Below are 24,898 nucleotides of genomic sequence, written 5' to 3'. Positions count from 1 at the left end.
ATCTTCGCGAAGTAGTCGCATGGAGCGGGTCGGTGGGTAAGGTAGGAGTGTCTTGGCTTGCCGGTACGATGGTCGCCTTGCTGGGGGCGGGTGCGCCAAGCATCGCCATGGACGGTACAGGGGCACCTCTGCCGCTGACGGCGAGGGGCCAGCCGGTCGTTGGTTTTCCCGAAGGCGTCCCCGCCACACCTCCCTTGCCGCCGGTCTTCACGCCTGATGAACTGACCAAACTCCGCAACGGGCGCTACCGGGCGGCCATCGCGATGCAAGCACTGGACACGCCCTGGAATTCCCTCCAGGTCCAGGGCATATCCGATACGTTAGCCAAGTACGGCGTCGAGCTTGTTGCAGTGACGGATGCTGCTCAGGATCCGGCGCGGCAGGCGGCCCAGTTGCGGGCATTGGCCGATCAAAGGATTCACATCCTGTTTTCGGTCCCGATTGATCCGGCCACGCAGACGCAGGCTTACAAGCGCATCGGCGAAGCCGGGATCAAGCTCATCTTCATGGATAACGTACCCCACGGGCTGCAACCAGGTAAGGACTACGTCACGGTTGTGGCTTCTGACAATGAGCAGAACGCCGTCTTTGCGACCGAGGAACTCGTCAAGGCGATGGGTGGACGCGGAGACGTCGCTCTCATCACCTACAGCTTCGACTCCTATTACTCGATCGCGGCGCGCCGCCGCGGCTTCGAACGAACGTTGGCCGGATACCCCGATGTCCGCTTGGCAGCTGTCGAGAAGTTCACGCAGCCTGGCGAAGTCTATCAAAAGACGATCGCATTGCTGGCGGCCCATCCGGGCATCAAGGGCATCTTCGCAGTCTGGGCCGATCCTGCAATGCAAGCAATTGCGGCGGCGCAGGCCCTGGGGCGCCAGGACATCGTCGTGACGACGAACGATCTGGGGCCGGACAGTGCGCTCTACCTCGCCCGCGGCCAAATACGGGCCACCGGTGCGCAGATGCCCTATGATCTGGGTGTGGCAGAGGCGAATGCGGCGTTGTACGCTGTCCTGGGCAAGCCCGTCGCTCCTTACATATCCATCGCGGCGCTCGGCGTGAAGCAGAGCAATCTGCTGTCTGCTCTGGAAATGGTGACGAAGCGAACTCCTCCTCCCGAAGTCGTTGCTGCCTGCGGCGATAAATGCGCCGGGGTGACGGCACGGTGAGCGGCACCAAATATCGAGGTCCACCTCGGGGAAGGCGGAGGAGACGATGCGGGCTCATGCGGTCGGTGAAAATCCCCCAATAGGCGATGTCACGGCCGCGGTGCTCGCCATCGGCCGCTCCGATTTTCCAGACGTTCTCATCGACACGTTGCGCCGGCAAGCTGATGTCGGCCATTGCATGGTGTTCGCGCTGAGCCGGGCCGGCGCGGCAAGCTGCCTGCTCGATGCCGGCAACATCCCGATCGGCGGCGATCTCGGCGCCGCCTATGCCGGCCAGTTTCACCAAACCGATCCCAATCGCGATGCGCTGTTCGAAGGCGAGGGTGGTGCGCCGATCCTGCTGCCTCACTTCGCGCCGCGCATGTACGGCGCGCGCTACCGAAAAATCTTCTTCCAGGATTCCGGCATCGTCGACAAATGCGCGACCGCGATCTGGACCGGCGATACCTGCTTCTACGTCAACTTCTATCGGATCGCCGCGCAGGGCCGCTTCAGCCCCGCTCAGCGCGAGCGGCTCGAGGCGATCGCACCGGCCATCGCGGCGAGTGTCGCGCGCCATTTCCAGGAGCAGCCGACGTCCGACCTTGCGACCCTGTTCGCGACGCGCAAGCCGCTCTCCGCGCTCACGGCGCGCGAGCAGGAGGTCTGCCGCCGCATTCTCGCAGGCTTCAGCTCCGAGGCGATCTCGCAAGCGCTCGGCATCAGCCTGCATTCGACCCTGACCTACCGCAAGCGCGCCTATGAGCGGCTCGGCATCTCCTCGCAGAGCGAATTATTTGCGATCGTGCTGCGTCTGCTGACGCACAGTCTGAACTAAGGCGCCGCCAACCCTGAGCGCCTGCTATACGGACAGCCGGGAACGATAGGGCGCCGTGAGCAGCAGCATGAACAGCGCTCGTTCGGCCTGGTACTTTGCGGCCGGCCGGCTGGATTCCCGGCCCCGCATCACCACCGCGCCCTGAAGGGTGCAGACGCTCCAGCTCCATGTCCTGCGCCTTCGCTGCGCCAGGGTCACTTCGAAAATCGGAAATTCCGGTCCCGCCATCGCCGCCGTTTCTCGCCAGACATCCAATTCGGGCGGAGTTGAACCCGGAGGGTCGGCCTGTGTCTTCACCCATTTGGGTGAAGCGGAGCAGTGCCCGGGCAGGGCAACCGCATTTGAAATTGCAGAGGTCGTCATGCCCGGGCTTGTCCCGGGCATCCACGTTCTTTGTGCTGCATGGAAGGCCGTGGATGGCCGGGACAAGCCCGGCCATGACGCCGTGGAGACAGTCGGTGCCGTAGCCCACATCTCGTATGCGAAAGCCCTGCTCGGGGCTCCGGCTGGACCGGTCTGGCCTCAATCCCTCAGCGGCAATTTGGGGATCGCGCCGAAGAGGGCAGCTGCGCTCTTCTGGTTCCGCGTTCCCGTCTTGGCGAGGACGGCCTTGACCTGCGTGCGGATGGTTTCGCGGCTCAGTCCGTGGTGCGCCGCGATGTCGCCGATCGTCTGTCCTTGCGCAATTCCGCGCGCAACGCGCGCCTCGCTCGGGGTGAGATCGAACAGGCCACGAATGAGGGCGAGGCTCGGGGCCTGGGAGGCGGCGACCGGCGTCGCGATGAGGAGGCCAACCGCCCCATCGAAGAGATCGCGGGCTTCGCCCGGCATCGCAACGAGATGAAGCACCACCCGATCGAGATCGCTGCTGCGGCGCGCGGCGAAGGAGCACACGGCCTCCTGCGGCGCATCGAGTTGAGCGAGGCCGGCGCGCAGCAGGGTGTCGGCTGCGCGGTCCTTGATGGCGATCCGGTCTTTGGGCAGCCATTGCAGAACATCCGTCATGGCTTCGATCAAGGCGTTCGCGGCCAGAACCCGCCCCGAGCGCGTGATCGCGAGGGCGGGCAAGCCGACCAGTGACAACGCCTCGGTTGCCGCCCGCATCCGGGTGAGGCGCCAGCGCGTCGCCAGCAGAGCCGCCCGCGCGAGATGGGGGCGAAAGCGGTCGAGAAAATCGAGGTCCTGCCGCGAAAAGGCGGGGCGGCCGGCCAATCTTTCCATGTGGAAGACGATGATCTCGCCGGACGGGCTGCGGACCGCCGTCGCGCAGGCATGCTCGAAGCCCCACTTCTTGTTCCATTCCACCCGATATGGATCGCGCTCCCATTCCTCCGGCGAAAACGCCTCGTGCTCGCCGACGAAGCCGGGATGATCGAGCGCCAGGAGCCGCGGGGTCGTCTCCGTCCGGCTGGGAAGGTCGCCACTCAGGAACGCCGAGAAGGCCTCGCGAATCGACGGCGACGCCACGGCGCCGTTCCAGACACCGGACCATTGATCGGAGTCCGAGGTGATCATGACCATTCCATGCGCGCCCGCGGCATGAGCGATCTTCTCCAGGACATCAGGCCAGAGCTCTGGAACGGTCGCTGCCTCGTGGATGCGGTCCACAATCTGCTCGAAATCGATGCCCGTCATTGTCCCCGACAGACCCATCAGGCTCGCAGAGGCGCGGCGTGCACGCCCTCTGTAGTGCTTCGCTTCGTCCAAGCCATTGATAACAATCCCCTTCAGAGAAACTCAATTGCTACCATTTTCTCGACTGCGCTGGGCGGACGCATCCCGGACGTCGTGGTTCAATATTGTAACTATTTGAAAATTCTCACGTTTATCCTGCCGGCGGCCCGTGCTCTGGCAGGCCCGGCCCGAGGGCCGCCCGTCCCAATCGTTGGGGACAGACGGCGGCTCGCGAAGGCGCTAGCCTCGGCACCTAAGGAAACGACAAGGGAGCCAAGCTTGAGCACCGCGCCGCGCATCGACATCGACCCGGCGGCCTTCTGGGCCGACCCCTATCCGATGCTCGCCAGGATGCGGAAAGAGGCACCGATCGCCTTCGTGCCGCAGCTCGGCTCGACGCTGCTGACGAGCCGCGACGACATCTCGATCTCCGAGAAGCAGATCGACGTGTTCTCCTCGCACCAGCCCGCCGGCCTGATGAACCGGCTGATGGGCCACAACATGATGCGCAAGGATGGCGAGGCGCATCTCGTCGAGCGCCGCGCGATGTTTCCGACGATCTCGCCGAAGACGGTGAAGGGCTACTGGACCGCACAGTTCCAGGCCCATGCGGATCGCATCATCGCTTCGCTCGAACCCGGCCGGATCGATCTCATGCGCGACTTCGCGCTGCCGTTCTCCGGCGAATGCCTGAAGTCGATCACCGGCCTCACCAAGATCGGCTTTCAGGACATGGATGCGTGGTCGCAAGGCATGATCGAGGGCATCGCCAATTATGCCGGCGACCCCGCCGTCGAGGCGCGCTGTCATGCGGCGACCGCGGGTATCGACGCCGCGATCGACGACATGCTGCCGGTCGTGCGCAAGCATCCCGACCAGAGCATTCTGGGCGTGCTCCTCGCCTCGGGCATGGCGATGGAGAGCGTACGCGCCAACGTCAAGCTCGCCATCTCCGGCGGCCAGAACGAGCCACGCAAGGCGATTGCCGGCACGGTCTGGGCCCTGCTGACCCATCCCGACCAGCTCGATTTTATCAGGCGCGGCGAGGTGTCCTGGCTGCAGGCCTTCGAGGAATATGCCCGCTGGATCTCGCCGATCGGCATGTCGCCGCGCCGCATCGCAAAACCCTGGACCATCCGCGATGTCGCGTTCGAGCTCGACGAACGCGTATTCCTGATGTTCGGCTCCGCCAACCGCGACGAGAAGCATTTCGAGCGCGCCGATGAGTTCGACGTGCGGCGCGACACCTCCAAGAGCGTCGCCTTCGGCGCCGGCCCGCATTTCTGCGCCGGCGCCTTCGCCTCGCGCGCCATGATCGCCGACGTCGCTCTGCCGACATTGTTCGCGCGCGCCTCGCGCATCGAGCTCGCCGAGGATGAAGAGGTGCGGATCGGCGGCTGGGCGTTCAGGGGCCTGCAGAACTTGCCGGTGAGGTGGCTGCACTAGGCGCGGTGAGCCCCGATCCGAACGCTGCCATGATGCCATTCTGCCCCCGTTTTGCCCGACGGGTCAAGCAAATTTCGGATAAATCGTAAGTCATTGATCTTGCACGTCTCGGCTACTGTGCATGGGGTTGTTTTCACGTTTTATGTTCCGCCCGGCGAGGGCTCGACCAAATCCGTGCAGCTGTCACATTCTCGTGCAGAAAAATTCCAACCTCATTTGCTGCGCCGCTTGAAAGATTAATCGCGCGCGCAGCCAGCACCGCAGTGCTCGCATCGCTATTTTCCCGGACGTCTCGACAGCGTCGATGACGCGCACCATCATTCCGCAAGCGTGAATGATGACGGCCGCACGCGGCCGGGAGTGTGGAATGCAGCGTCGAGACTTTCTGAAACTGTCGGTTGGAACGGCGGCCGCCGCTGCGTTCGCATCGCCCGTGATCGCGCAAGGCGCGGTGAAGGAAATTCGTATCGGCTACCAGAAGACCGGCGTGCTGGTCATCGCGCGCCAGCAGGCTGCGCTGGAAAAACATTTCACGTCGCAAGGCATCGAGGTGAAATGGATCGAGTTCTCCTCGGGGCCGCCGATGATGGAGGCGATGAATGTCGGCAGCGTCGATTTCGGCGCGGTCGGCGATTCCCCGCCGGTGTTTGCCCAGGCCGCGGGCGCGGCGATCGTTTACGCCGCCGGCCAGCCCATCACCAACGGACAGGGCATCCTCGTCCCGAAGGATTCGCCGATCCGCGACATCAAAGACCTCAAGGGCAAGCGCATCGGCTTCACCAGGGGCTCCAGCGCCCATAACGTCGTGGTGCAGACGCTGGAGAAGGCCGGCCTCACCTATGCCGACATCACGCCGGTCTACCTGACGCCGCCGGACGCCGGCCCCGCCTTCGCCAACGGCAGCATCGAGGCCTGGGCGATCTGGGATCCCTATTTCGCAATCGGCGAGACCAAGCAGAACGGCCGCATCCTGATCAATGCGCGCGAGGTCACCAAGACCAATTCCTTCTTCATCGCCAACCGCGAGTTCGCGAAGAACCACGGCGCCATCCTGCAGCAGATCGTCGAGGTCACAGCTGCCGCCGGCAAATGGGCCGAGCAGCATCGCGACGAGGTCGCCAGATCGCTCGCCGCGATCACCGGCGTTCCCTTGGATATCCAGACCGTCGCCGCCGACCGTGCGAACTTCCTGATCGGTCCCGTCACCGACGAGATCGTCGCGACCCAGCAGGGCGTCGCCGACCGCTTCTACAAGCTCGGCCTGATCCCGAAGCCGATCGTCATTCGCGACATCGTCTGGCGTAACCCGGCAGCCTGACCGTGCCGACCGATCTCCCTATCCACAAAGGTCTGAACATGAAGCGCATCGTTCAACGCGTGATCGCGGCCATCGTGCTGTCGATCGGCATCGTCGCCGCCGCGGTCGGCACGACTTACGGCTAGGGGCACATCGATGAGCCAATCAAACGCCAACATCCTCTGGTTCCTGCCGACGCACGGCGACGGCCGCTATCTCGGCACCGGCATCGGCGGCCGCGAGGTCAACTTCAACTATCTGCGCCAGATCGCGCAGGCCGCCGATCAGCTCGGCTATTTCGGCGTGCTGTTGCCGACCGGACGATCCTGCGAGGATTCCTGGATCGTCGCCTCCAGCGTCGCGCCGTTCACGGAGCGGCTGCGCTATCTCGTCGCCGTTCGTCCAGGCCTGCAATCGCCGAGCGTGGCCGCCCGCATGACCGCGACGCTGGATCGCATCAGCAATGGCCGGCTCCTGGTCAACGTCGTCACCGGCGGGGATCCCGTCGAGAACAAGGGCGACGGCATCTTCCTCGGCCACGACGAGCGCTACGAGGTCACACGTGAGTTCCTGAACGTCTATAGCGACCTGCTTGCCGGCAAGACGGTGAATGTCGAGGGCAAGCACATCCGTAGCGAGGGCGGCAAGCTGTTGTTTCCGCCGGTGCAGTCGCCGCGGCCCCCGCTCTATTTCGGCGGTTCCTCCGATGCCGGCATCGACGTCGCCGTCGACACCGTCGACAAATATCTCACCTGGGGCGAGCCGCCGGCGCTCGTTGCCGAAAAGATCGCCAAGGTGAGGGAGGTCGCCGCGGCCCGTGGCCGAAAACTCTCCTTCGGCATCCGCCTTCACGTCATCGTCCGCGAGACCAACGAAGAAGCCTGGCAGGCCGCGAACGAGCTGATCAGGCATGTCAGCGATGACACCATCGCGCTGGCGCAGAAGAACTTCGCTCGCATGGATTCCGTCGGCCAGCAGCGCATGGCACGGCTCCACGGCGGCAACCGCGACAAGCTCGAGATCGCGCCGAACCTGTGGGCCGGTGTCGGCCTGGTGCGCGGCGGCGCCGGCACGGCGCTGGTCGGCGATGCCCAGACGGTGGCGGCCCGCATCAAGGAGTATCAGGATCTCGGCATCGATACCTTCATCATGTCGGGCTACCCGCACCTTGAGGAAGCCTTTCGCTTCGCCGAGCTGGTCTTCCCGCTGCTCGCGCTGGAGCAGCCGATCAATGTGACGAAGCTGCATTTCAACGGTGGACCGTTCGGCGAGACGGTCGGCAGCGATTTCCGTCCGCAGCACCGGGTGTCGCAGTCATGAGCCTGATCGACAGCATTTCGCCTCCGCGCAGCATCCGCCTGCCGCGGGCCGACGGCCTGATCCAGTGGATCGTGCCGCTCGCCATCATTGCGGTCTGGCAGGTCGCGAGCGTCACCGGCTTCGTGCCGACGCGGGTGCTGCCGGCCCCCAGCGACGTCGTGCTCGCCGGCTGGAAGCTGCTGGTCTCCGGCGAGCTCGTCCGCAACATCTGGGTGTCGTTCTGGCGCGCATCGATCGGCTTTCTGATCGGCGGCAGCATCGGGTTCGCCTTCGGCCTCGCCAACGGCCTGTCGCAGCTTTCGGCCAGGCTCACCGACACCACGCTGCAGATGGTGCGCAATGTGCCGCATCTGGCGCTGATCCCGCTGGTCATCCTCTGGTTCGGCATCGACGAGAGCGCAAAGCTGTTCCTGGTGGCGCTCGGGGTGTTCTTCCCGATCTACCTCAACACGCTGCACGGCATCCGCACCGTCGATCCGCAGCTGATCGAGATGGGCCGCATCTACGGCATGACCGACGGCGAACTGTTCCGCCGCGTCATCTTCCCGGGCGCGCTGCCCTCGATCTTCGTCGGCATCCGCTTTGCGCTCGGCATCATGTGGCTGACGCTGATCGTCGCCGAGACCATCGCGGCCTCTTCCGGTCTCGGCTACATGGCGATGCAGGCGCGCGAGTTCATGCTGATCGACGTCGTCGTGCTCTCGATCCTGATCTACGCCCTGCTCGGCAAGCTTGCCGACAGCGCCTCCCGCGTGCTGGAGCGTCTGACGCTGTCCTGGCACCCCGCCTTCCAGAAACGTTGAGAAGAACATGCAGACAGCTCTCCGTACGGCTCTTCCCGAAACCGAGCTCGCCAGCAACGCCAATTTCGCGCCTCACGCTCGGGTTGCGCGCGAGGAACGCCTGGTGCAGACAAGTGGCCTGCCGCTGACTATCCGGGGCCTGCGCAAATCCTTCGGCGACAATGAGGTGCTGCGCGGCATCGATCTCCACATCCCTGCCGGCCAGTTCGTCGCGATCGTCGGCAAGAGCGGCTGCGGCAAGAGCACGCTGCTGCGCCTGATCGCCGGCCTCGACAACATCGATGCCGGCAGCATCAGCTTCGGCCAGGACATTCAGCCCGAGGACATCCGCGTGATGTTCCAGGAGCCGCGGCTGCTGCCCTGGGCCCGCGTGCTCGCCAATGTCGAGGTCGGCCTCGGCCGCGACCGTGCTTCCAGCGATGCGCATGCCCGCGCCGAAAAGGCGCTGATCGAGGTCGGCCTCGCCGACAAGCGCGACCAATGGCCCTCGGTGCTCTCAGGGGGCCAGAAGCAGCGCGTCGCGCTCGGCCGTGCGCTGGTCTCGCGGCCGCGCGTGCTCGCCTTCGACGAGCCGCTCGGCGCGCTGGACGCGCTGACCCGCATCTCGATGCAGCGTCTCTTGGAGCGGGTCTGGCGCGACCAGGGCTTTACCGCGATCCTCGTGACCCACGACGTTGCCGAGGCGGTCGCGCTGGCCGACCGCGTGCTCGTCATTGAGGAGGGCCGCATCGCCCATGACGTTACGGTTAACGCGGCCCGGCCGCGCCAGCGCGGCTCGGCCGAGCTGGCCGGGCTCGAAGGCTCGATCCTGAGCCACCTGTTGTCGGCGGACGATCGTACCTAAATACAGGGAACCCCGCTTGCGGGGAGCAACGCCATGAATGTAGTGCCCCGCGATCTCATGACCGAAATTCCCGTCTCGTCCGCCGACTTCCGCGGCGCCATGCGCCATCTCACCGGCGGCGTCAGCGTCATCACCGCCGGGCGGGGCAAGGACATCACCGGCATGACGGTGACCTCGGTGGCCTCGCTGTCGGTCGAGCCGCCGACGCTGCTGGTCAGCATCAACCGCGACGCCTCCTCGTTTCCGCTGATCCGCCGCATTGGCGCTTTCGGGGTGAACATCCTCAATGCCGACCAGCTCGAGGTCGCCGAACGCTTTGCCGGAAAGGGCGGCTTGAAGGGTGCGGATCGCTTTGCAGGCAGCCAGTGGGTGACGGCAGTCTCGGGGGTCCCGTTGCTGGTCGGCGCGCTCTCGGCCTTCGATTGCGAAGTCGAGGAGATCGTCGAGCGCCACTCGCATGGCATCGTCATCGGCCGTGTCAGGGATATCAGGAGCTCCACCCGCAATGCCGCGCTGGCCTATTGGCACGGCCAGTACGTGGCGGTCGATCAGGACGAAGACGCGGCCCGGCTCGCCGATGTCAGCCTTCCCGCGCGCGGCCGGCGCGGCATTTGACCGCCGCCGGCGAGCCTCGCGCAAGGCTGGTCTTTTCCGCCTCATCGCTCTAGAAGCGCTCCTCGGCTGTCCCGCCGGACGGATGGAGCGGAACGATGAAGCGCTTGGCAACCTTTATCTTCTATGCCGTCGGGGCGCTCGCGATCGCCTATCTCGCGCTCTACGCCTACGCGATGTTCTCTGGCTCTCCGATCGTGCCGGGCGATCCCATCCACATCTTCCGCAAGCCGGATGCGCCGAGTTATTCGTAGAACTTGGTCGGTCTCGTAGGGTGGGCAAAAGGCGCCCTTGCGCTGCGCCCACCATCTCTCCAAGGCAGCAACGGAACGGTGGCACGCTTCGCTTTGCCCACCCTACGGCACCTCCGTTCACCCCCTTAAGATCGCCAGTGCCAGCGCCTGCGCGCGCGGAACGATGCTGTCGATCTCGAGATATTCCTCCGGCGTGTGCGCGAGCCCGCCGACCGGGCCGAGGCCGCAGATGGTCGGCGTGCCCATTGCGGCGGTGAAGCCGGAATCGGCGCAGCCGCCGGAGAATTCGCCCTGCAGCGTGGTGAGGCCCACCTGCCTTGCGGCCGCCTGATAGCCTTCGAACAGCGCCTTGGACTCCGCGCTCTGCACCACCGGCACGAACTCGCCCTTGATCGTCAGCGTCGCACTGGTGCCGGGCACGTAAGGCGTCGCGACGATGTTTTCGATCGCGCCCATGATCCGCGCGCGATCGGCCGGATCGACATAGCGCAGGTCGATCTGCCCTTCCGCGTAAGGCGCCGTCGTGTTGACGGACTGCCCGCCCGAGACGAGGCCGACATTGAGCGTGATGCCCTTGTCGAGGTCGGTGAGCGCGTGGATCTGCACGATCTTGTGCGCGAGCTCGCCGATGGCGCTGACGCCGGCGGCGAAGTTGGCGCCGGAATGCGCGGCCTTGCCGGTGATGGCCATGTGCATGAAGATGCCGCCCTTGCGCCCCGTGACGACGTTGCCCGTGGGCCGGCCCGGCTCGGAATTGAACACCGCGCGTGCCGCGCGTCCCTCGCGCTCGATCACCGGGCGCGAGGAGGGCGAGCCGATCTCCTCGTCGGAGGTGATCAGCACCTTGATCGGATGCGGTGAGCCGCCGAACTTGTGGAAGGCGGTGGCCACGAACACGTTCATGACGAGGCCCGATTTCATGTCGGAGACACCGGGTCCATAGGCGCGGCCATCGCGGATCGTGAACGGCCGCCGCGCGGCCTCTCCCTTGCCGAACACGGTGTCGCGATGCCCCATCAACAGCACCGGCTTCTCGTTGCTGCCGGGCTTTGCCACCTCGGCATGGATCGCGTCGCCGAACGTGCCGTGGCTTTCGCGCCGGAACGGAATGCCGTGCTCGGCAAAATGCCGCTCGAACCGCGCACCGACCGCATCGACGCCTTCCTTGTCGTAGGAGCCGGAATCGATGTTCACGACGTCGCGGAGCAGGTCGATCATCGCCTGCTTCTGCGACGCCAGCCAATCCGTGATTTGAGCTTCAGACATGTGGTCCCTCGCGTGGTTCTCGGGCGGGGTTATAGGGCCTGACGGAGGCGCGACCTAGTCACGTGGCGCGCTTCCGTTATGCGAGGAGCGCTCTCTCCGCCGTCATTGCGAGCGCAGCGAAGCAATCCAGTCTGTCACCGCGGAGGGATTGTGGATTGCTTCGCTGCGCTCGCAATGACGAGGGGCCTGCCTCAAGCGAAAATGCCCGGGCACCAGCCCGGGCGTTCGCATCTTTCGATCTTCGAAGGAGCCGCCTACGCCCCCATCATCGGCATCCGCGGATATTCCCCGGGCGTGCCCGCCGGCGGGATCGGGATGCCGCCGTCAGCATATTCGTTGAGCTTGTTGCGCAGCGTGCGGATCGAGATGCCGAGGATGTTGGCGGCGTGGGTGCGGTTGCCGAGGCAGTGCTTCAGCGTCTCCAGGATGAGGTCGCGTTCGACGTCGGCCACGGTGCGCCCCACCAGTGCGCGCGTCACCTGCTCGGCGGCCATGGTGGCATGCGCCACGGCCGGTGCGGTCTTGGCGAGGTCGAGACGGTCGCCATCCGGCGTGATGATGGCGTCGGGCCCGATCTCGTCGCCCTGGGCCATCAGCACCGCGCGGTGCATGGTGTTTTCGAGCTCGCGGACGTTGCCCTGCCAGCGGTTGGCGGAGAGCACGCGGCGCGCCTCGGCCGAGAGCGGTCGCAGCGGCACGCCGTTGGCGTCGGCATATTTCTTCACGAAGTGCTGGGCGAGCTCGAGGATGTCGGCGGGACGCTCGCGCAGCGGCGGGATCTTCAAATTCACGACGTTGAGGCGGAACAGCAAGTCCTCTCGGAACGTGCCCTCTCGCACGGCCTCGGCGAGATTGCGGTTCGAGGTCGCGATGATGCGGATGTCGACCGGAACCGGCTTGGTGCCGCCGACGCGGTCGATCACGCGCTCCTGGATGGCGCGCAGCAGTTTGGATTGCAGGCGGACGTCCATCTCGGAGATTTCGTCGAGCAGCAGCGTGCCGCCGGTCGCCTCCTCGAACTTGCCGATGCGACGGGCGACCGCGCCGGTGAAGGCGCCCTTCTCGTGCCCGAACAGTTCGGATTCCAGCAGGTGCTCGGGGATGGCGGCGCAGTTGATCGAGATGAACGGACGCTTGGCGCGCGTCGAGCGGGTGTGAACGTAGCGGGCCAGCACTTCCTTGCCCGTGCCGGATTCGCCGGTGATCATCACCGAGGCGTCCGAGCCGGCGATCTGCTGGGCGAGCTTGATCACCTTTGCCATGGCGTCGTCACGGTAGACCAGCTCGCGGGAATCGTTGGCGACGGCCGCCAGCACCGCGGCGATCAGCTCCGGATCTGGTGGCAGCGGGATGTATTCCTTGGCCCCCGCATGGATCGCGGCGACCGCGGCGCGGGCGTCGTTGGTGATGCCGCAGGCGACGATCGGGGCGTGGATGTGCTCGGCTTCCAGCCGCAGCACGAGGTCGCGGATGTCGAGCGCGACGTCGACCAGCAGGAGGTCGGCGCCCTTGCCCCCGCGCAGCACGCGCATCGCCTGCTCGTGATCCTCGGCATGGGTCACGGTGGCGCCGTTCTCCATCGCGATCTTGGTGGCGGTGGTGAGCTGGCCCTTCAATGTGCCAACGATGAGAAGCCGCATGTCAGTCTCCTGTCCGTCTGCTCGCGCCGTCGCGCGTCATGTCCTTGCGTGTCAGCCGCGTTCGGCCTTGATGATTTCCGTCATGGTCACGCCGAGCTTGTCCTCCACCAGGACGACCTCGCCCCGGGCGACCAGCTTGTTGTTGACGTAGATGTCGATGGCCTCGCCGACGCGCCGGTCGAGCTCGAGCACGGTGCCTGGCCCGAGCTTCAGGAGCTCGCCGACGTCCATCTTGGAGCGGCCGAGCACGGCCGAGACCTGCACCGGTACGTCGAACACCGCCTCGAGGTCGGCGGCGGCACGGGCCGCATATTCGTCCTCGTTGTAGCCGACGTCGGTGCCGGTGGGCGGCATCGGGCCGTTGAGATCGGGCAGCGGGACCTGTCCGTCGGTGTCGCTCATGGTTTAGCTCCCCCTGCGGGACGCGATATAGCGTCCGACCATTTCGTCGATCTTGGCCGCAATGGCGCCGCGCTCCAGCACGACGCCGCCATCGGCCCACTCGATCCGGCAGTCGCCGGTGGCAATTTCCGGCTCGGCCAGGATCACCAGCCGACCCTCGAAGCCGCTCTGCTTGGCGAGCCGCTCGATCTTCTCCCGCGCGCTGTCGTAGAGCGCATCGTTGATGCGGACGACGAGATGCGGCGTCGCGACCAGATGCGAGAAGCAGTCCTTGACCAGCGCGATGACCTCGCCAAGCGGCTCGGCGGCGACGAGGTCGGCGCACAGCTTGCGCGCCACCGCGACCGCGACCTCGACCGCCTCGGTCTCCATCTTGGTCTCGATGCTGCCGATGCCGGCCGCGACGCCGCGGATGGCGATGTTGATCTCTTCCATCGCGAGCGCGACGCGGCGGTCGCTCTCGGCCTTGGCCTCGCGCTGGCCGGCGGCAAAGCCGTCCTGATAGGCGCGCGCCTCGGCTTCCGCGACCTTCTGCGCGATCTCGGCCGCGGTCGCGGCTTTCTCGCGCGTCGAGCGCTCGGGCGCCGCGAAGTCGGTATCGAACAGAAATTTCGCCGGAGCGGCCATCAGTACACCAGCTCGTCGTCGGCGCGGTTCTTGGTCAGCATGATCTCGCCCTTGGCGGCGAGGTCCTTGGCGAGATTGACCAGCAGCGCCTGGGCCTCGTCGACGTCGCGCAGGCGCACGGGGCCCATCGCTGCCATGTCGTCCTGGAGCATCTTGGCCGCGCGCGAGGACATGTTGCCGAAGAAGAAGTTGCGCACGTCCTCGTTGGCGCTCTTGAGCGCGACGCCGAGCTTGTCCTTGTCGACGTTGCGCATCAAGGTCTGGGCGGAGCCGGAATCGAGCTTCACCAGGTCGTCGAAGGTGAACATCAGCGCCTTGATGCGCTCGGCGGATTCGCGGTTGTCCTCTTCCAGCGAGGTGATGAACCGGGTTTCGGTCTGGCGGTCGAAATTGTTGAAGATTTCCGCCATTACCTCGTGGGCGTCGCGGCGGCGGGTCTGCGACAGGTTGGACATGAACTCGGTGCGCAGCGTCTTCTCCACGCTCTCGATCACCTCCTTTTGCACAGCCTCCATCTTCAGCATGCGGTTGATGACGTCGAGCGCGAGCTCCTCGGGCAGGATGGCGAGCACCCGGGCGGCATGCTCCGACTTCAGCTTCGACAGCACCACGGCGATGGTCTGCGGATATTCGTTCTTGAGGTAGTTGGCGAGGACCTCTTCCTGCACGTTGGAGAGCTTCTCCCACATGTTGCGGCCGGCGGGACCGCGGATCTCGTCCATGATGCCGTTGACGCGTTCCGGCGGCAGATATTGCTGGAGCAGCCGCTCGGTGGCGTCGAAATTGCCCATCAGCGCGCCCGAGGCCGACATGCGCGAGACGAATTCGAGCAGCATGTCCTCGACGGTGTCGACCTCGACTGTGCCGAGCGTCGACATCTCCAGCGAGAGCTGGCGCACCTCGTCGTCGTCGAGCAGGCCCCAGATCTTGCCGCCATATTGCTCGCCGAGGGCCAGCATCAGGATCGCGGCACGCTTCGGCCCGGGCAGCTGCTCGAGGCCTTTGCCGTCGGCGGCGCGGCTGCCGGCGCGCTGACCGAGCGTGGAGATCACGCTGGTGATGTCGTTGGAGTTGGCGTTTTGCAAGGAGGCGGCCATGTCAGATCACTTCTTGATGCACTTGGCTTCGGTTATTTCGCCGGCTCGGTCAGCCACTGGCGGATGATTGCGACGGTTTCGTTGGGGTTGCGTTCGGCGAGCTCGCCGACGCGGTGAACGGACTGGGCGTGGACCTGGCCCTGAATGGTGGCGACGTCGATGGCGCTGGCGGCGCCGCTCGGCAGCAGCGGCTGACTGGCGGGCGCCGGCTCTTCCGAGGCGGCGGGGCCCGACAGCACGCCGGAGATGGCGGCGGCGACCTCGTCGGAGGCGAGGATGCGCTTGACCAGCGGGCGGATCACCAGGAACAGCACGACGAGGCCGAGCAGCATCATCACGCCGAGCTCGACGAAGTACATGACGTCGTCCTTGGTGAACTGCAGCATGCCGAGGAAGCCGCCGGGCTCGCCGATCGGGGCGGTGGAGGGGGCGTCGGCGAAGCGCAGGTTGACGACCTCGACCTGGTCGCCGCGCTTCTGGTCGAAGCCGATCGCCGAGCGCACCAGCGTGGCGATGCGGTCGAGCTGCTCCTTGGTGCGGTCCTGGTAGGCGAGCTCGCCCTTGTCGTTCTTGCTGTAGATGCCGTCGACCAGCACCGCGACCGAGATGCGGTTGACCCGGCCGGCCTCGGTCACCTCGGTCTTGGTGGTGCGGGAGATCTCGTAATTGTTGGTCTCCTCGGTCTTCTTGCTCTGGTCCTTGGCGGCAGTGCCGTTGTTCTGCTGGTTGCCGGGCAGCTCGTTGTTGACGGTGACCTGGCCGTTGTTGTCGGCGGTCATGCTCTGCTCTTCGCGGGTCTGGCTCGAGCGCAGCACGCGGCCCTCGGGGTCGAACTTGTCCGAGGTCTGAGTGACCTTGTTGAAGTCGAAATCGGCGGAGAGCTGCACGCGGGCGCGGCCCGAGCCGACCACGGAGGAGACGATGTCCTCGACCTGCTTGCGCATGCGCTTTTCGAAGGCGATGCGGCGTTCCTCGCCGACCGCCTGCTCCGGATCGGTCTGGGCTCCGTCGGCGAGCAGCTGACCGGCCTCGTCGACGATCGAGACCCGCTGCGGCTTCAGGCCGTTGACGGCGGAGGCGACGAGGTGGCGGATGGCGCGGATCTGCTGCGCTTCCAGCGAGCCGCGGACGCGCACCACGATCGAGGCCGACGGCTCCGGCGCCTCGCGGGCGAACAGCGGCCGCTCCGGCAGCACCAGATGGACGCGGGCGGCCTGGATGCGGTCGATGGCCCGGATGGTGCGGGCGAGCTCGCCCTCGAGCGCGCGCAGGTGATTGATGTTCTGGACGAAGGAGGTGGTGCCGAGCGCGTCCGACTTGTCGAACACCTCGTAGCCGACGCCGCCCCCCTTGGGCAGGCCGCCCTCGGCGAGCTTCATCCGCAGCCGCGTGACCTTGTCCTTGGGCACCATGATGATGGAGCCCTCGTTGCGAATCTCGAACTGGATGCCCTGGCGTTCCAGATCCTTGATGATGCTGGAGGAATCTTCGACGGACAGGTCCGTGAACAGCGTCGTCATCTGCGGCGTGGTGACGCGCATGATGACGAAGGCAAAGAAGCCGATGAGCGCGGCGGTGACCGCGATCATCGCCCCGAACCGGGCGGCACCGATACTCTTCAGAAAGTCCGCAAGCCCTTGCAAGCAACCGCCCCACAGCTTCGGCCACCGGAAGGCCGACTGGGCAATTATTGCCTAGGTGATGGTTTCGATATGGTTAACGAAGGTTAAGAGGTCGGACAAAAGTGCATCATGAAAAAAAATCGGCCTCGCAGGGCGAGGCCGATTTTCGTCAAAAGCCGCAGATTTCCGGATCGCCTACTGGCGATATTGCTGGATGCGGGTGGTGCGAAGACCCGCCAGACCGTGCTGGTCGATGGAAAACTGCCAGGAGAGGAATTCGTCGACCGTCAGGGTATAACGGCTGCAGGCCTCCTCGAGGGAGAGAAGTCCGCCACGGACAGCGGCGACGACTTCGGCCTTGCGGCGGATGACCCAGCGTTTGGTGCCGGGTGCAGGCAGATCCGCGATCGTCAACGGACTGCCGTCCGGCCCGATGACGTATTTTACCCTCGGGCGATGGGGTTCTGTCATGGCGTACTCACAAACTCTCAACCACTGAACTCACGCCGTAACCGTAGCCCCCGCGGCTTAAAAATCCGCTAAGCCTAAGGGTTCAATACAATTCTGGTTGAATCTTGCGGGAACGCGGCCGGTTCGGCGGGCGGCAGACGCAATCTCGGCCGGCTGAGCGGGGCAGAAAGTAAATATTTCACTAACGAGCGGGGCCTGCGGTGGTGTCGCAAAGACCCTGATAGTCATCCGGGGCGTGCGCAGCGCGAGCCCGGGATCCATAACCCCAGGGCGTGGTTTGTCGAAGACTCGGGGTTAAAACCTCATTCCAAACCGCTCCTTTGGTTATGGATCCCCGCCTTCGCGGGGATGACACTGAATCTGTTGCTGGCGGTGTCCGCTATCAATTGCTGCCCGTCGCAATGATGCTCTTGACCTGGCTCAGCGTGTAGCTGGCGCCGTCGATGGTGAGCAGCGGCGGCGACTGGGTCAGATCGACCGACGACACTACGCCCTGCACCTGCGCGGCGATGCCGACATTGTTGTTCGCGACGTCCTTGCCCGTGGCCGAGATCGTGTACTTGCCGTCGGGCCATTGCGTGCCGTCATTGCCCATGCCGTTCCAGGTGAAGGGGATGTCGGTGCCGGCGGCGGCGGTGTATTTGCCGGTGAACACGGTCTGGCCGCTCGAATTGGCGATCGAGATCTCGACCGTGGAGTCGGTCGGCACGTTGAGATGCCAGGTCGCCGACGAGCTCTTCATCGTCGCGGTCGAGCCGTCGACCAGCGCGGTCTTGCCGACGAAGCCCAGCGCTTGGGTCGCCTGCGTGGTCTGCTGCAGGGTGACGAGCTGGGCCAGCGATTCGTTGGTCTTGAGCTGCTGCTCGACGCCGGCGAACTGCACCAATTGCTGGGTGAACTGGTTGGTGTCGAGCGGATCGAGCGGGTTCTGGTTCTGCAGCTGTGTCGTCAGCAGGGTCAGGAAGGTCTGGAAATTGCCGGCGAGCGTCGACCCCGTGGTCGAGCTCATCGACGAATTCGACGAGGATTTCGGCAGGTCGGTCGTGCCGGAGACGACCGGGGACGAAGTTGCGGCATTCGTGGTGGTCATTGCCAGATACTCCTCACACTCTGATGTCGACGCCGCTGCTCGATCCGAGCATGCGGCCATAGCCGCGCCCGATGGGCGCCGCGGCAACGCTGTCGTCCTCGCTGACGATCAGGCGGCGGGCATTGCCGCCATTGTCGTTGTTCTGGCCTGAGTGCTGGCCCGATGAATTCTGGTCGCGCAGGCTGAAGGACAGACCGTTGCTGCCGGTCTTGAAGCCGGCATCGTCGAGCGCGCGCTGCAATTGCGGCGCGTCCTGGCGCAGCATCTGCAGCGTCTCCGGCTTCTCCACGGTGAGATGCGAGGTGACGTTGCCGGCGCGGTCGATATTGATGCGGACGTCGATCTTGCCGAGCTCGGCCGGATCGAGGCTGATGTCGAACCGCGACTTGCCGGAGCGAATGGCGGCTGCGATCTCGATCGGGATGCCGCTGATCGGCACCGCGGCATGGTGGGTCGCCGCGGTCGCGGTGAGTGTCGCGGTCGATGCTGTCGCGGCCGAGGTCGTATTGGTCAGCGGCGCCTGCACGGCGGAGGCGGCCTGGGCGCTGGCTTCGGTCGGAGCGATCGTGGCTTGCGGGGCGGCATGCGCCGGCGCGGCCGACGCGCCCTGGGCCGGATCGGCGGCGCGGTCGGCGGGGCCCACCTTGGCGTCGGTCGCGAGATTATCGGCCTGCGGCTTGACGCCTTGCGCATGGGCGGCATCGGCGGCCGGAGCCTGCGCCGCGGCGAGGTTCGCCTTGCCGGTGTCCTGGCCGATATTGGAGATGTCGGTCTGGGGCTGCGCCGTGGCGGCATCCTTGAACCCGGTCTTGGGCGTGCCCTGGCTGACCGCGGCGATCAGTCCGCCACTGGCTTTTCCATCGGTTGAGGTGGTCTCGGTCGTGCCGGCGGCGGCCTCGCCAAGCGTCGTCGTGGTGTCGGCATCGACCTCGGCGCCTGCGGCTTTGGCGCTCGCCGTGGCGGTATCGGTCTTGGTGCCGGCGATCTGGGCCGCGATGGAGGCGCTGGCGGCAAGACCTGCCGCGGCGATTGCGAGCGGGGCGGCGGCGGCATCGCCAGGCTGGTTCGCAGCTGCATTCGCTTCGACCGGAACGACCGGCGCGGCAACGATGATGCCGGAATCGGGCAGGGTGGTCTGCGTCGTCGCGGCCGGCGCGGCAACAGCCGCCTCGACGGCGGCGGTGAGGACCTCGGTGCCATCGATCGTGTCGGTCGCGGTCTCGTCGGATTTCTCCGCCGATGTGGTGTCGGCCGTCTCGGACTTGTCCTTGACCTTGCCGGCGTCCATGGCCGGATCGCCGGGCGCTTCGTTGTCTTGCTCCGCCGGCGCAGACGGGTCGGTCTCGTCGCTCGCCTTGCTCTGCGAAGTCTGCTCCGTCGATGGGGTCTCGCGCGACGGCCGCTCGGCCGCCTGGGAGGACGAGGTCTGCTCGCTCCGGCGCGGCGGGCTGTCCTGCGTGGCGTTGCTGCTGGCCTGCGTGTTGCTGTCGACCAGCGAGCCGAAATCATCGCTCGCGGGCGCGTCCTTCGGGGCTTGCGACCGGGCAGGCTTCTGCTGCGCGCTCTGGATTTGCACGCTTGCCACGACATCTGACATCCGACCGACCACAGGCAACCCCTTGCAAGCAACTTCGCATCAAGAGGGAGCAAGGAGCGGGCCAGCGTCCCAAGGCAGTGATTTATGCAATCTAATCAACGCCTTGATGATATGGGCCCATCGCCGGCCAGCCGGCCCGGACCCCGCCATTTCTGCCGCCCCGGCAAGAATTGCCCTAAGCGGGGGGCCCGCGTGATTGCTTCACCGGAATGCCGCCTATATTAAAGAGGTCACTCTCAGCCGCTTTCGACCAGGGCAGTCGTGCTCTTCGGGAACCAAGGTTCCGGGGGATCGCCGCCGTCCCCGGAGGAAGCACAGCAATCGCCGATCGCGCGTCGCCGCCGTCACAACGCTTTAGGCCCATGCTCAACAGTCTGGATCTCGAAGGCCGTCCCGAGGACACCAGGGTCGTCGTCGCCATGTCGGGCGGCGTCGATTCCTCGACGACGGCTGCGCTCTTGAAGGCTGAGGGCTACGACGTCGTCGGCATCACGCTGCAGCTCTACGATCATGGCGCCGCCACCCACCGCAAGGGCGCCTGCTGCGCCGGCCAGGACATCCACGACGCCCGTGACGTCGCCGCCAAGCTCGGCATTCCCCATTACGTGCTCGATTACGAGGACCGCTTTCGCGAGTCCGTGATCGACAATTTCGCGGACTCCTACGCGCTCGGCGAGACGCCGGTGCCCTGCATCGAGTGCAACCGCAGCGTCAAATTCCGCGACCTCCTCAAGACCGCGCGCGAGCTCGGCGCGAAGGCGCTCGCCACCGGCCATTACGTCGCCTCGCGCCGCCGGAGCGACGGCTCGCGCGCGCTGGTCTGCGCGGCCGACGCCGACCGCGACCAGAGCTACTTCCTGTTTGCGACGACGCAGGAACAGCTCGATTTCCTGCGCTTTCCGCTCGGCGACATGACCAAGCCCGAGACGCGGGAGCTCGCGCGCCGCTTTGGGCTCGCGGTCGCCGACAAGCACGACAGCCAGGACATCTGCTTCGTGCCGACCGGCCGCTACACCGACATCATCACGCGGTTGCGCCCCAATGCGATGGACCCCGGCGACATCGTCGATCTCGAGGGCCGCGTGCTCGGCCGGCACAACGGCATCGCCAATTTCACCGTCGGCCAGCGCCGCGGCCTCGGCATCGCAGCCCATGCGCCGCTGTTCGTGGTGCGGCTGGACGCCGCGACCCGCCGCGTCGTGGTCGGCCCGCGCGATGCGCTGAAGATGCACCGCATCGCACTTCGCGACGTCAACTGGATCGGCGACGGCGACATCGACCGCGCCATCGGAAGCGGCCTTGAAATGTTCGTGCGCGTGCGCTCGACCCGCAGCCCGCAAGCAGCCTGGCTGCGCGGTAGCAACGGCCGTTACGAGGTCGAGCTCGTCGCCGGCGAAGAGGGCGTCTCGCCCGGACAGGCCTGCGTGTTCTACGACGCACCCAGCGGCCAGGCCCGCGTGCTCGGCGGCGGCTTCATCCAGAGTGCCGCGGCCAAGGTCGGCACGGGCACATCGCGCCCGCTCGCGGAAGCCGTGCGCGGCTGATCATGAGATTGGATCGCACTCTCGCGACACCGGACAAGCGCGGGAGAGGCGCCAGACCGCGCGCGGGGCAGAATCCATTTTCACCAACACGCATCACACGCTAGAAGAGCGCAAGGGCAGGGGGCATGGCAGCAGACATCTCGCGGGCCGGGGTCGAGAAGGCCTATGGCCGCTGGGCGCCGGTCTACGATCTCGTGTTCGGCAAGGTGTTCGACGCCGGCCGGCAATCGACCATCGCGGAGGCCGACCGCATCGGCGGCCGCGTGCTCGACGTCGGCGTCGGCACCGGTCTTTCGCTGTCGGAGTACAAGCGCACCACCAAGATCTGCGGCGTCGACATCTCCGAGCCGATGCTGCGCAAGGCGCAACAGCGCGTGCGTTCGCTTCGTCTGTCCAATGTCGAAGTGCTCTCGGTGATGGATGCGAAGAACCTCGCCTTCCCCGACGATTTCTTCGACGCGGTGGTGGCGCAATATGTCATCACCGCCGTGCCCGATCCCGAAGGCACGCTCGACGAGTTCATGCGCGTGCTCCGGCCGGGCGGCGAGCTGATCCTGGTCAACCACATCGGTGCCGAGAGCGGCCCTCGCAAGCTGTTCGAGCTCGCTTTCGCGCCGATCGCCCGCCGCCTCGGCTGGCGCCCGGAATTCCCCTGGGCCCGCCTCGAGGGCTGGGCCAAAAGGCACGGCGGCGTCGCGCTCACCGAGCGCCGCCCCATGCCGCCGATGGGCCATTTCTCGCTGATACGTTACCGCAAATCGTGATGGCGAAGGTGGGGAACAGGGGGCCTCGCGCGCGCGTTTGCCTCCCATGCGCACGACAAACCTCATTCTCGCGGGCCTCCTGATCGCCGCCTCCGCCCCGGCGATCGCGCAGGCCCCGCCCGCCCCGGCGACGCCGCCGCAAGCGACCGCGCCGCCATCCCCGCAACGCGCCGCCGGCTGTGCCCCATCCGATCGGCTGGCCACCAATCCCGACGGCACCACCACCGGCCAGTCCCGGGAACCGCTCGGCGACAAGCTCGCCAAGACGGACGGCGTGCTCTGCCCGCCCTCGGGCGTCGACCCCGATATGCACGCCCCCGCGCCCAGCACCGGCGCCAACACCCCGGTGATCCCGCCCCCCGGCACCCCCGGCGGCGACCCCAACGTGCGGCCGAAATAGCGCGTTCCGCGTCCCCAGCTTCCGTCATGCCCGGGCTCGTCCCGGGCATCCACGTTCTTGGACGAGCGAAGAAGGGCGTGGATGGCCGGGCCTTCGCCTCGCCGAAGCGGCTTCGGCCGCGCAGGCGGGACAAGCCCGGCCATGACGAACTCATTGAAAAGAGGCCGCATTCGCAAGGCGGCTCATCCCGCCCTGGCCTCGGCAAGGGCGGAAAAAGGCGGGCCACTTTGCTTGACTTACCCCCGCCCCCTTCCTTATATGCCGCGCGTTCGCGAGATCGGCCTCAGTTGCCGCCGCGATCCCTGTGGCGGGGTAGCTCAGCTGGTTAGAGCACGGGAATCATAATCCTGGGGTCGGGGGTTCGAGTCCCTCCCCCGCTACCACCTTTCCCCACACTCCTTTGACTTTATTTGGATAGGCCTTTTCGCCGAGCAGGGAGTTCAGCCGGCCTGCTATCTCGACGGCTAAACCACCTGGGCGTCCCGGTTGGCGGAGCACGGTGACCGTCTCGACCAAGTCTCTAATGGCTTCCGCGGCCTCTCCGTCGCCCGCACTGACACCTTTACCCACTGCTTCTTCAAGCCGACCGAGTTGCTCCTCATATCGTTTTAGGATGGCCGGATGCAGCGCAATTTCGTTCGGGGCGGGTGGTTCGCTTTGCAACTCCTCAGATATCCGCTTTCGTTCGGCATCTAAGGCAGTCGATCGCGGCCCGAGAACAGACGGATTGCCATGTCCCTTCGCGATCGCATCGACCAGTCGTTCGATTTCTCGAGTCAACTGCCCTAGCTGCTGCTCGAGGCGGTGTCGCTTTGCCTGTGATGTAGCTAGGAGGCGCTTCCGCTCCTCCAGATACGTTCGTACGTATTCCGAAAACACCTTCGGTGCACGCAGTTCGGCCCTGAGCCCGCTGAGGACTGCACTCTCGACCGCATCTAGATAAAAGGTCTTTGCATCAGAACATGTGCCGCTCTCTTTCGACGCGGAGCAGCGAATACGAGTGCGCCCTGACTTATCGCGTCCATTGGTTGCCATACCCGAACCGCATGAGCCGCACCGGAGCAGTCCGGATAGCATCCGACGAGGCCGACGTTGGTGGCTGGGGTGGATGTGACCGCGCTCTTCCTTGCGTTGCTGAGCAGCCGTGAATAGCTCTGGATTGACAATTGCAAGATGCGGCACTTCAGCCATCTGCCAGTCACTCTTCGGATTAGGTCGCGACAGGCGTTTTCCCGAGTCGGGGTCCTTCACCATCCTGACCTTGTTCCAGACAAGGCGCCCCACATAAAGTTCGTTTAGTAGAATGCCGGCGCCCCTCTCATGATTGCCATTGATTGTTGACGCATTCCAACCTCGTCCCCGCGGAGGAGATACCCCCTCGTTGTTGAGATCATGCGCGATTTCCCGAGGCGTACGGCCGTCCACGTATTCCTGAAAAATGCGCCGGATCACTTGTGCCTCGGCCTCGACAACCACTCGTTCACCACCTCTTCCAGGGACCGCTGCGTATCCGTACGTCAGGCCGCCACCAGCCAAACCTTGCTTAACCCGCCCCGCTTGGCCGCGACGCACCTTGTGCGCATTGTCCTCGCGATAAAGTTGTCCGACCAAGCCGCGAAGGCCCACCAGCACAGTGTTAACGACGCCCTCGTGGACCGCCCGGATCTCGATCCCGAGAAATGACAGCCGTTTATGAATGCCAGCCAGATCTTCCATGTCGCGAGAGAGGCGATCGAGCGCTTCGACGATCACTACGTCAAAGGATCTTTCCCGCGCCTGGTCCAACATCTGTAGCAGGCCTTCGCGGCCCATGACAGACCCGCCCGAACGAGCCCGATCTTCATGGGTACTGATAACAATTAATCCTTCACGCTCGGCATAGCTTTGACAAAGTGAAAGCTGATCCTCAATCGATCGCTCGTTCTGAAGATCGGTTGAGAATCGAGCATAGATCGTCGCTCTTTTCCTCGTTTCGATCGATGAGCTGTCTTTCATGATCCTCCCTCGCGGCCACACGGGCAAGTACTCGCGCGAGACGTAAGATCGCCTTGTCTGGATTCGTCGGCAAGGAAAATTTGCAATCGGCCTCCCCCACGATCGAACCTCTAGGTTATCGCGCAGCTCAACGAGGTGCACGCA

General features: G+C 65.5%; 25 protein-coding genes and 1 tRNA gene. 14 read left to right on the top strand and 12 right to left on the bottom strand.

Annotated elements, in window-relative coordinates:
• Nucleotides 1–68 precede the first annotated feature (68 nt).
• Together AC24YW_RS33125 and AC24YW_RS33120 are read left to right on the top strand one after the other, a co-directional pair.
• Nucleotides 69–1,172 (top strand): substrate-binding domain-containing protein, encoded by a 1,104-nt coding sequence (locus AC24YW_RS33125; RefSeq protein ID WP_487486618.1) that lies wholly within the window; start codon nucleotides 69–71, stop codon nucleotides 1,170–1,172.
• A gap of 46 nt (nucleotides 1,173–1,218) precedes the next feature.
• The gene (locus AC24YW_RS33120) at nucleotides 1,219–1,989 is read left to right on the top strand and encodes a LuxR C-terminal-related transcriptional regulator (protein ID WP_487486617.1); all 771 of its coding nucleotides are present in this window, start codon (nucleotides 1,219–1,221) and stop codon (nucleotides 1,987–1,989) included.
• Between the two features lie 24 nt (nucleotides 1,990–2,013).
• Here the strand turns inward: AC24YW_RS33120 and AC24YW_RS33115 are convergent, their stop codons facing one another.
• Nucleotides 2,014–2,352 (bottom strand): hypothetical protein, encoded by a 339-nt coding sequence (locus AC24YW_RS33115; protein ID WP_487486616.1) that lies wholly within the window; start codon nucleotides 2,350–2,352, stop codon nucleotides 2,014–2,016.
• 159 nt (nucleotides 2,353–2,511) lie between these two features.
• Nucleotides 2,512–3,624, bottom strand: coding sequence for a helix-turn-helix transcriptional regulator (locus AC24YW_RS33110; RefSeq protein WP_487486615.1), 1,113 nt, complete (start codon nucleotides 3,622–3,624; stop codon nucleotides 2,512–2,514).
• A gap of 318 nt (nucleotides 3,625–3,942) precedes the next feature.
• On the opposite strand from AC24YW_RS33110, the gene AC24YW_RS33105 reads away from it, so the two are divergent.
• The 8 genes from AC24YW_RS33105 to AC24YW_RS33070 all read left to right on the top strand — a co-directional run bounded on the left by AC24YW_RS33105 (nucleotide 3,943) and on the right by AC24YW_RS33070 (nucleotide 10,239).
• On the top strand, nucleotides 3,943–5,109 hold the full coding sequence (locus AC24YW_RS33105; protein ID WP_487486614.1) for a cytochrome P450: 1,167 nt from the start codon (nucleotides 3,943–3,945) through the stop codon (nucleotides 5,107–5,109).
• A 367-nt stretch (nucleotides 5,110–5,476) separates the two neighbouring features.
• On the top strand, nucleotides 5,477–6,427 hold the full coding sequence (locus AC24YW_RS33100; RefSeq protein ID WP_487486613.1) for a sulfonate ABC transporter substrate-binding protein: 951 nt from the start codon (nucleotides 5,477–5,479) through the stop codon (nucleotides 6,425–6,427).
• Nucleotides 6,428–6,429: 2 nt separating this feature from the next.
• Complete coding sequence (locus AC24YW_RS33095) at nucleotides 6,430–6,552, top strand: hypothetical protein (protein WP_487486612.1); 123 nt, start codon at nucleotides 6,430–6,432, stop codon at nucleotides 6,550–6,552.
• A 10-nt stretch (nucleotides 6,553–6,562) separates the two neighbouring features.
• Nucleotides 6,563–7,726: an FMNH2-dependent alkanesulfonate monooxygenase gene (ssuD, locus tag AC24YW_RS33090; RefSeq protein ID WP_487486611.1), complete on the top strand. Its 1,164-nt coding sequence runs from the start codon at nucleotides 6,563–6,565 to the stop codon at nucleotides 7,724–7,726.
• Nucleotides 7,723–8,529 carry an aliphatic sulfonate ABC transporter permease SsuC gene (gene ssuC / locus AC24YW_RS33085; RefSeq protein WP_487486610.1) on the top strand — a complete coding sequence of 269 codons (807 nt, stop codon included), beginning with the start codon at nucleotides 7,723–7,725 and terminating at the stop codon, nucleotides 8,527–8,529. Before ssuD ends, ssuC begins: the two co-directional genes overlap by 4 nt.
• 7 nt (nucleotides 8,530–8,536) lie before the next feature.
• Nucleotides 8,537–9,373: an ATP-binding cassette domain-containing protein gene (locus AC24YW_RS33080; protein WP_487486609.1), complete on the top strand. Its 837-nt coding sequence runs from the start codon at nucleotides 8,537–8,539 to the stop codon at nucleotides 9,371–9,373.
• Nucleotides 9,374–9,406: 33 nt separating this feature from the next.
• Nucleotides 9,407–9,988, top strand: coding sequence for a flavin reductase family protein (locus AC24YW_RS33075; protein ID WP_487486608.1), 582 nt, complete (start codon nucleotides 9,407–9,409; stop codon nucleotides 9,986–9,988).
• Between the two features lie 95 nt (nucleotides 9,989–10,083).
• Complete coding sequence (locus tag AC24YW_RS33070) at nucleotides 10,084–10,239, top strand: hypothetical protein (protein WP_487486607.1); 156 nt, start codon at nucleotides 10,084–10,086, stop codon at nucleotides 10,237–10,239.
• A gap of 117 nt (nucleotides 10,240–10,356) precedes the next feature.
• Here the strand turns inward: AC24YW_RS33070 and AC24YW_RS33065 are convergent, their stop codons facing one another.
• The 9 genes from AC24YW_RS33065 to AC24YW_RS33025 form a co-directional block, all read right to left on the bottom strand.
• Nucleotides 10,357–11,505 carry a M20 family metallopeptidase gene (locus AC24YW_RS33065; RefSeq protein ID WP_487486606.1) on the bottom strand — a complete coding sequence of 383 codons (1,149 nt, stop codon included), beginning with the start codon at nucleotides 11,503–11,505 and terminating at the stop codon, nucleotides 10,357–10,359.
• Nucleotides 11,506–11,759: 254 nt separating this feature from the next.
• A complete protein-coding gene (gene flbD / locus AC24YW_RS33060) occupies nucleotides 11,760–13,145 on the bottom strand; it encodes a sigma-54-dependent transcriptional regulator FlbD (protein ID WP_487486605.1) in 1,386 nt (461 codons plus the stop codon).
• A 51-nt stretch (nucleotides 13,146–13,196) separates the two neighbouring features.
• A complete protein-coding gene (gene fliN, locus AC24YW_RS33055; RefSeq protein WP_057027996.1) occupies nucleotides 13,197–13,547 on the bottom strand; it encodes a flagellar motor switch protein FliN in 351 nt (116 codons plus the stop codon).
• Nucleotides 13,548–13,550: 3 nt separating this feature from the next.
• Nucleotides 13,551–14,174 (bottom strand): FliH/SctL family protein, encoded by a 624-nt coding sequence (locus tag AC24YW_RS33050; RefSeq protein WP_487486604.1) that lies wholly within the window; start codon nucleotides 14,172–14,174, stop codon nucleotides 13,551–13,553.
• A complete protein-coding gene (gene fliG / locus AC24YW_RS33045; protein WP_487486603.1) occupies nucleotides 14,174–15,271 on the bottom strand; it encodes a flagellar motor switch protein FliG in 1,098 nt (365 codons plus the stop codon). The genes AC24YW_RS33050 and fliG overlap by 1 nt, the downstream gene beginning before the upstream one ends.
• Before the next feature lie 32 nt (nucleotides 15,272–15,303).
• On the bottom strand, nucleotides 15,304–16,914 hold the full coding sequence (gene fliF / locus AC24YW_RS33040) for a flagellar basal-body MS-ring/collar protein FliF (RefSeq protein WP_487486602.1): 1,611 nt from the start codon (nucleotides 16,912–16,914) through the stop codon (nucleotides 15,304–15,306).
• A gap of 174 nt (nucleotides 16,915–17,088) precedes the next feature.
• Nucleotides 17,089–17,364, bottom strand: coding sequence for a CtrA inhibitor SciP (gene sciP, locus AC24YW_RS33035; protein ID WP_002714638.1), 276 nt, complete (start codon nucleotides 17,362–17,364; stop codon nucleotides 17,089–17,091).
• Between the two features lie 382 nt (nucleotides 17,365–17,746).
• A complete protein-coding gene (locus AC24YW_RS33030; RefSeq protein WP_487486601.1) occupies nucleotides 17,747–18,454 on the bottom strand; it encodes a flagellar hook assembly protein FlgD in 708 nt (235 codons plus the stop codon).
• Between the two features lie 13 nt (nucleotides 18,455–18,467).
• On the bottom strand, nucleotides 18,468–20,063 hold the full coding sequence (locus AC24YW_RS33025) for a flagellar hook-length control protein FliK (RefSeq protein ID WP_487486600.1): 1,596 nt from the start codon (nucleotides 20,061–20,063) through the stop codon (nucleotides 18,468–18,470).
• Between the two features lie 350 nt (nucleotides 20,064–20,413).
• Here AC24YW_RS33025 and mnmA point away from each other — a divergent pair, with 350 nt between their 5' ends.
• The 4 genes from mnmA (at nucleotide 20,414) to AC24YW_RS33005 (ending at nucleotide 23,142) form a co-directional block, all read left to right on the top strand.
• Nucleotides 20,414–21,595, top strand: a complete 1,182-nt coding sequence (gene mnmA / locus AC24YW_RS33020) for a tRNA 2-thiouridine(34) synthase MnmA (protein WP_487486599.1) — start codon at nucleotides 20,414–20,416, stop codon at nucleotides 21,593–21,595.
• 125 nt (nucleotides 21,596–21,720) lie between these two features.
• Nucleotides 21,721–22,359: a class I SAM-dependent methyltransferase gene (locus tag AC24YW_RS33015; RefSeq protein WP_487486598.1), complete on the top strand. Its 639-nt coding sequence runs from the start codon at nucleotides 21,721–21,723 to the stop codon at nucleotides 22,357–22,359.
• A 46-nt stretch (nucleotides 22,360–22,405) separates the two neighbouring features.
• Nucleotides 22,406–22,759 carry a hypothetical protein gene (locus AC24YW_RS33010; protein ID WP_487486597.1) on the top strand — a complete coding sequence of 118 codons (354 nt, stop codon included), beginning with the start codon at nucleotides 22,406–22,408 and terminating at the stop codon, nucleotides 22,757–22,759.
• 306 nt (nucleotides 22,760–23,065) lie between these two features.
• Nucleotides 23,066–23,142 (top strand) — tRNA-Met (locus AC24YW_RS33005).
• Here AC24YW_RS33005 and AC24YW_RS33000 read toward each other — a convergent pair.
• On the bottom strand, nucleotides 23,099–24,754 hold the full coding sequence (locus tag AC24YW_RS33000; protein WP_487486644.1) for a recombinase family protein: 1,656 nt from the start codon (nucleotides 24,752–24,754) through the stop codon (nucleotides 23,099–23,101). The genes AC24YW_RS33005 and AC24YW_RS33000 overlap by 44 nt on opposite strands.
• Nucleotides 24,755–24,898: the final 144 nt, after the last annotated feature.

The organism is Bradyrhizobium sp. USDA3516 (assembly GCF_057651995.1).
This window is presented reverse-complemented; position numbering and strand designations above follow the sequence as displayed.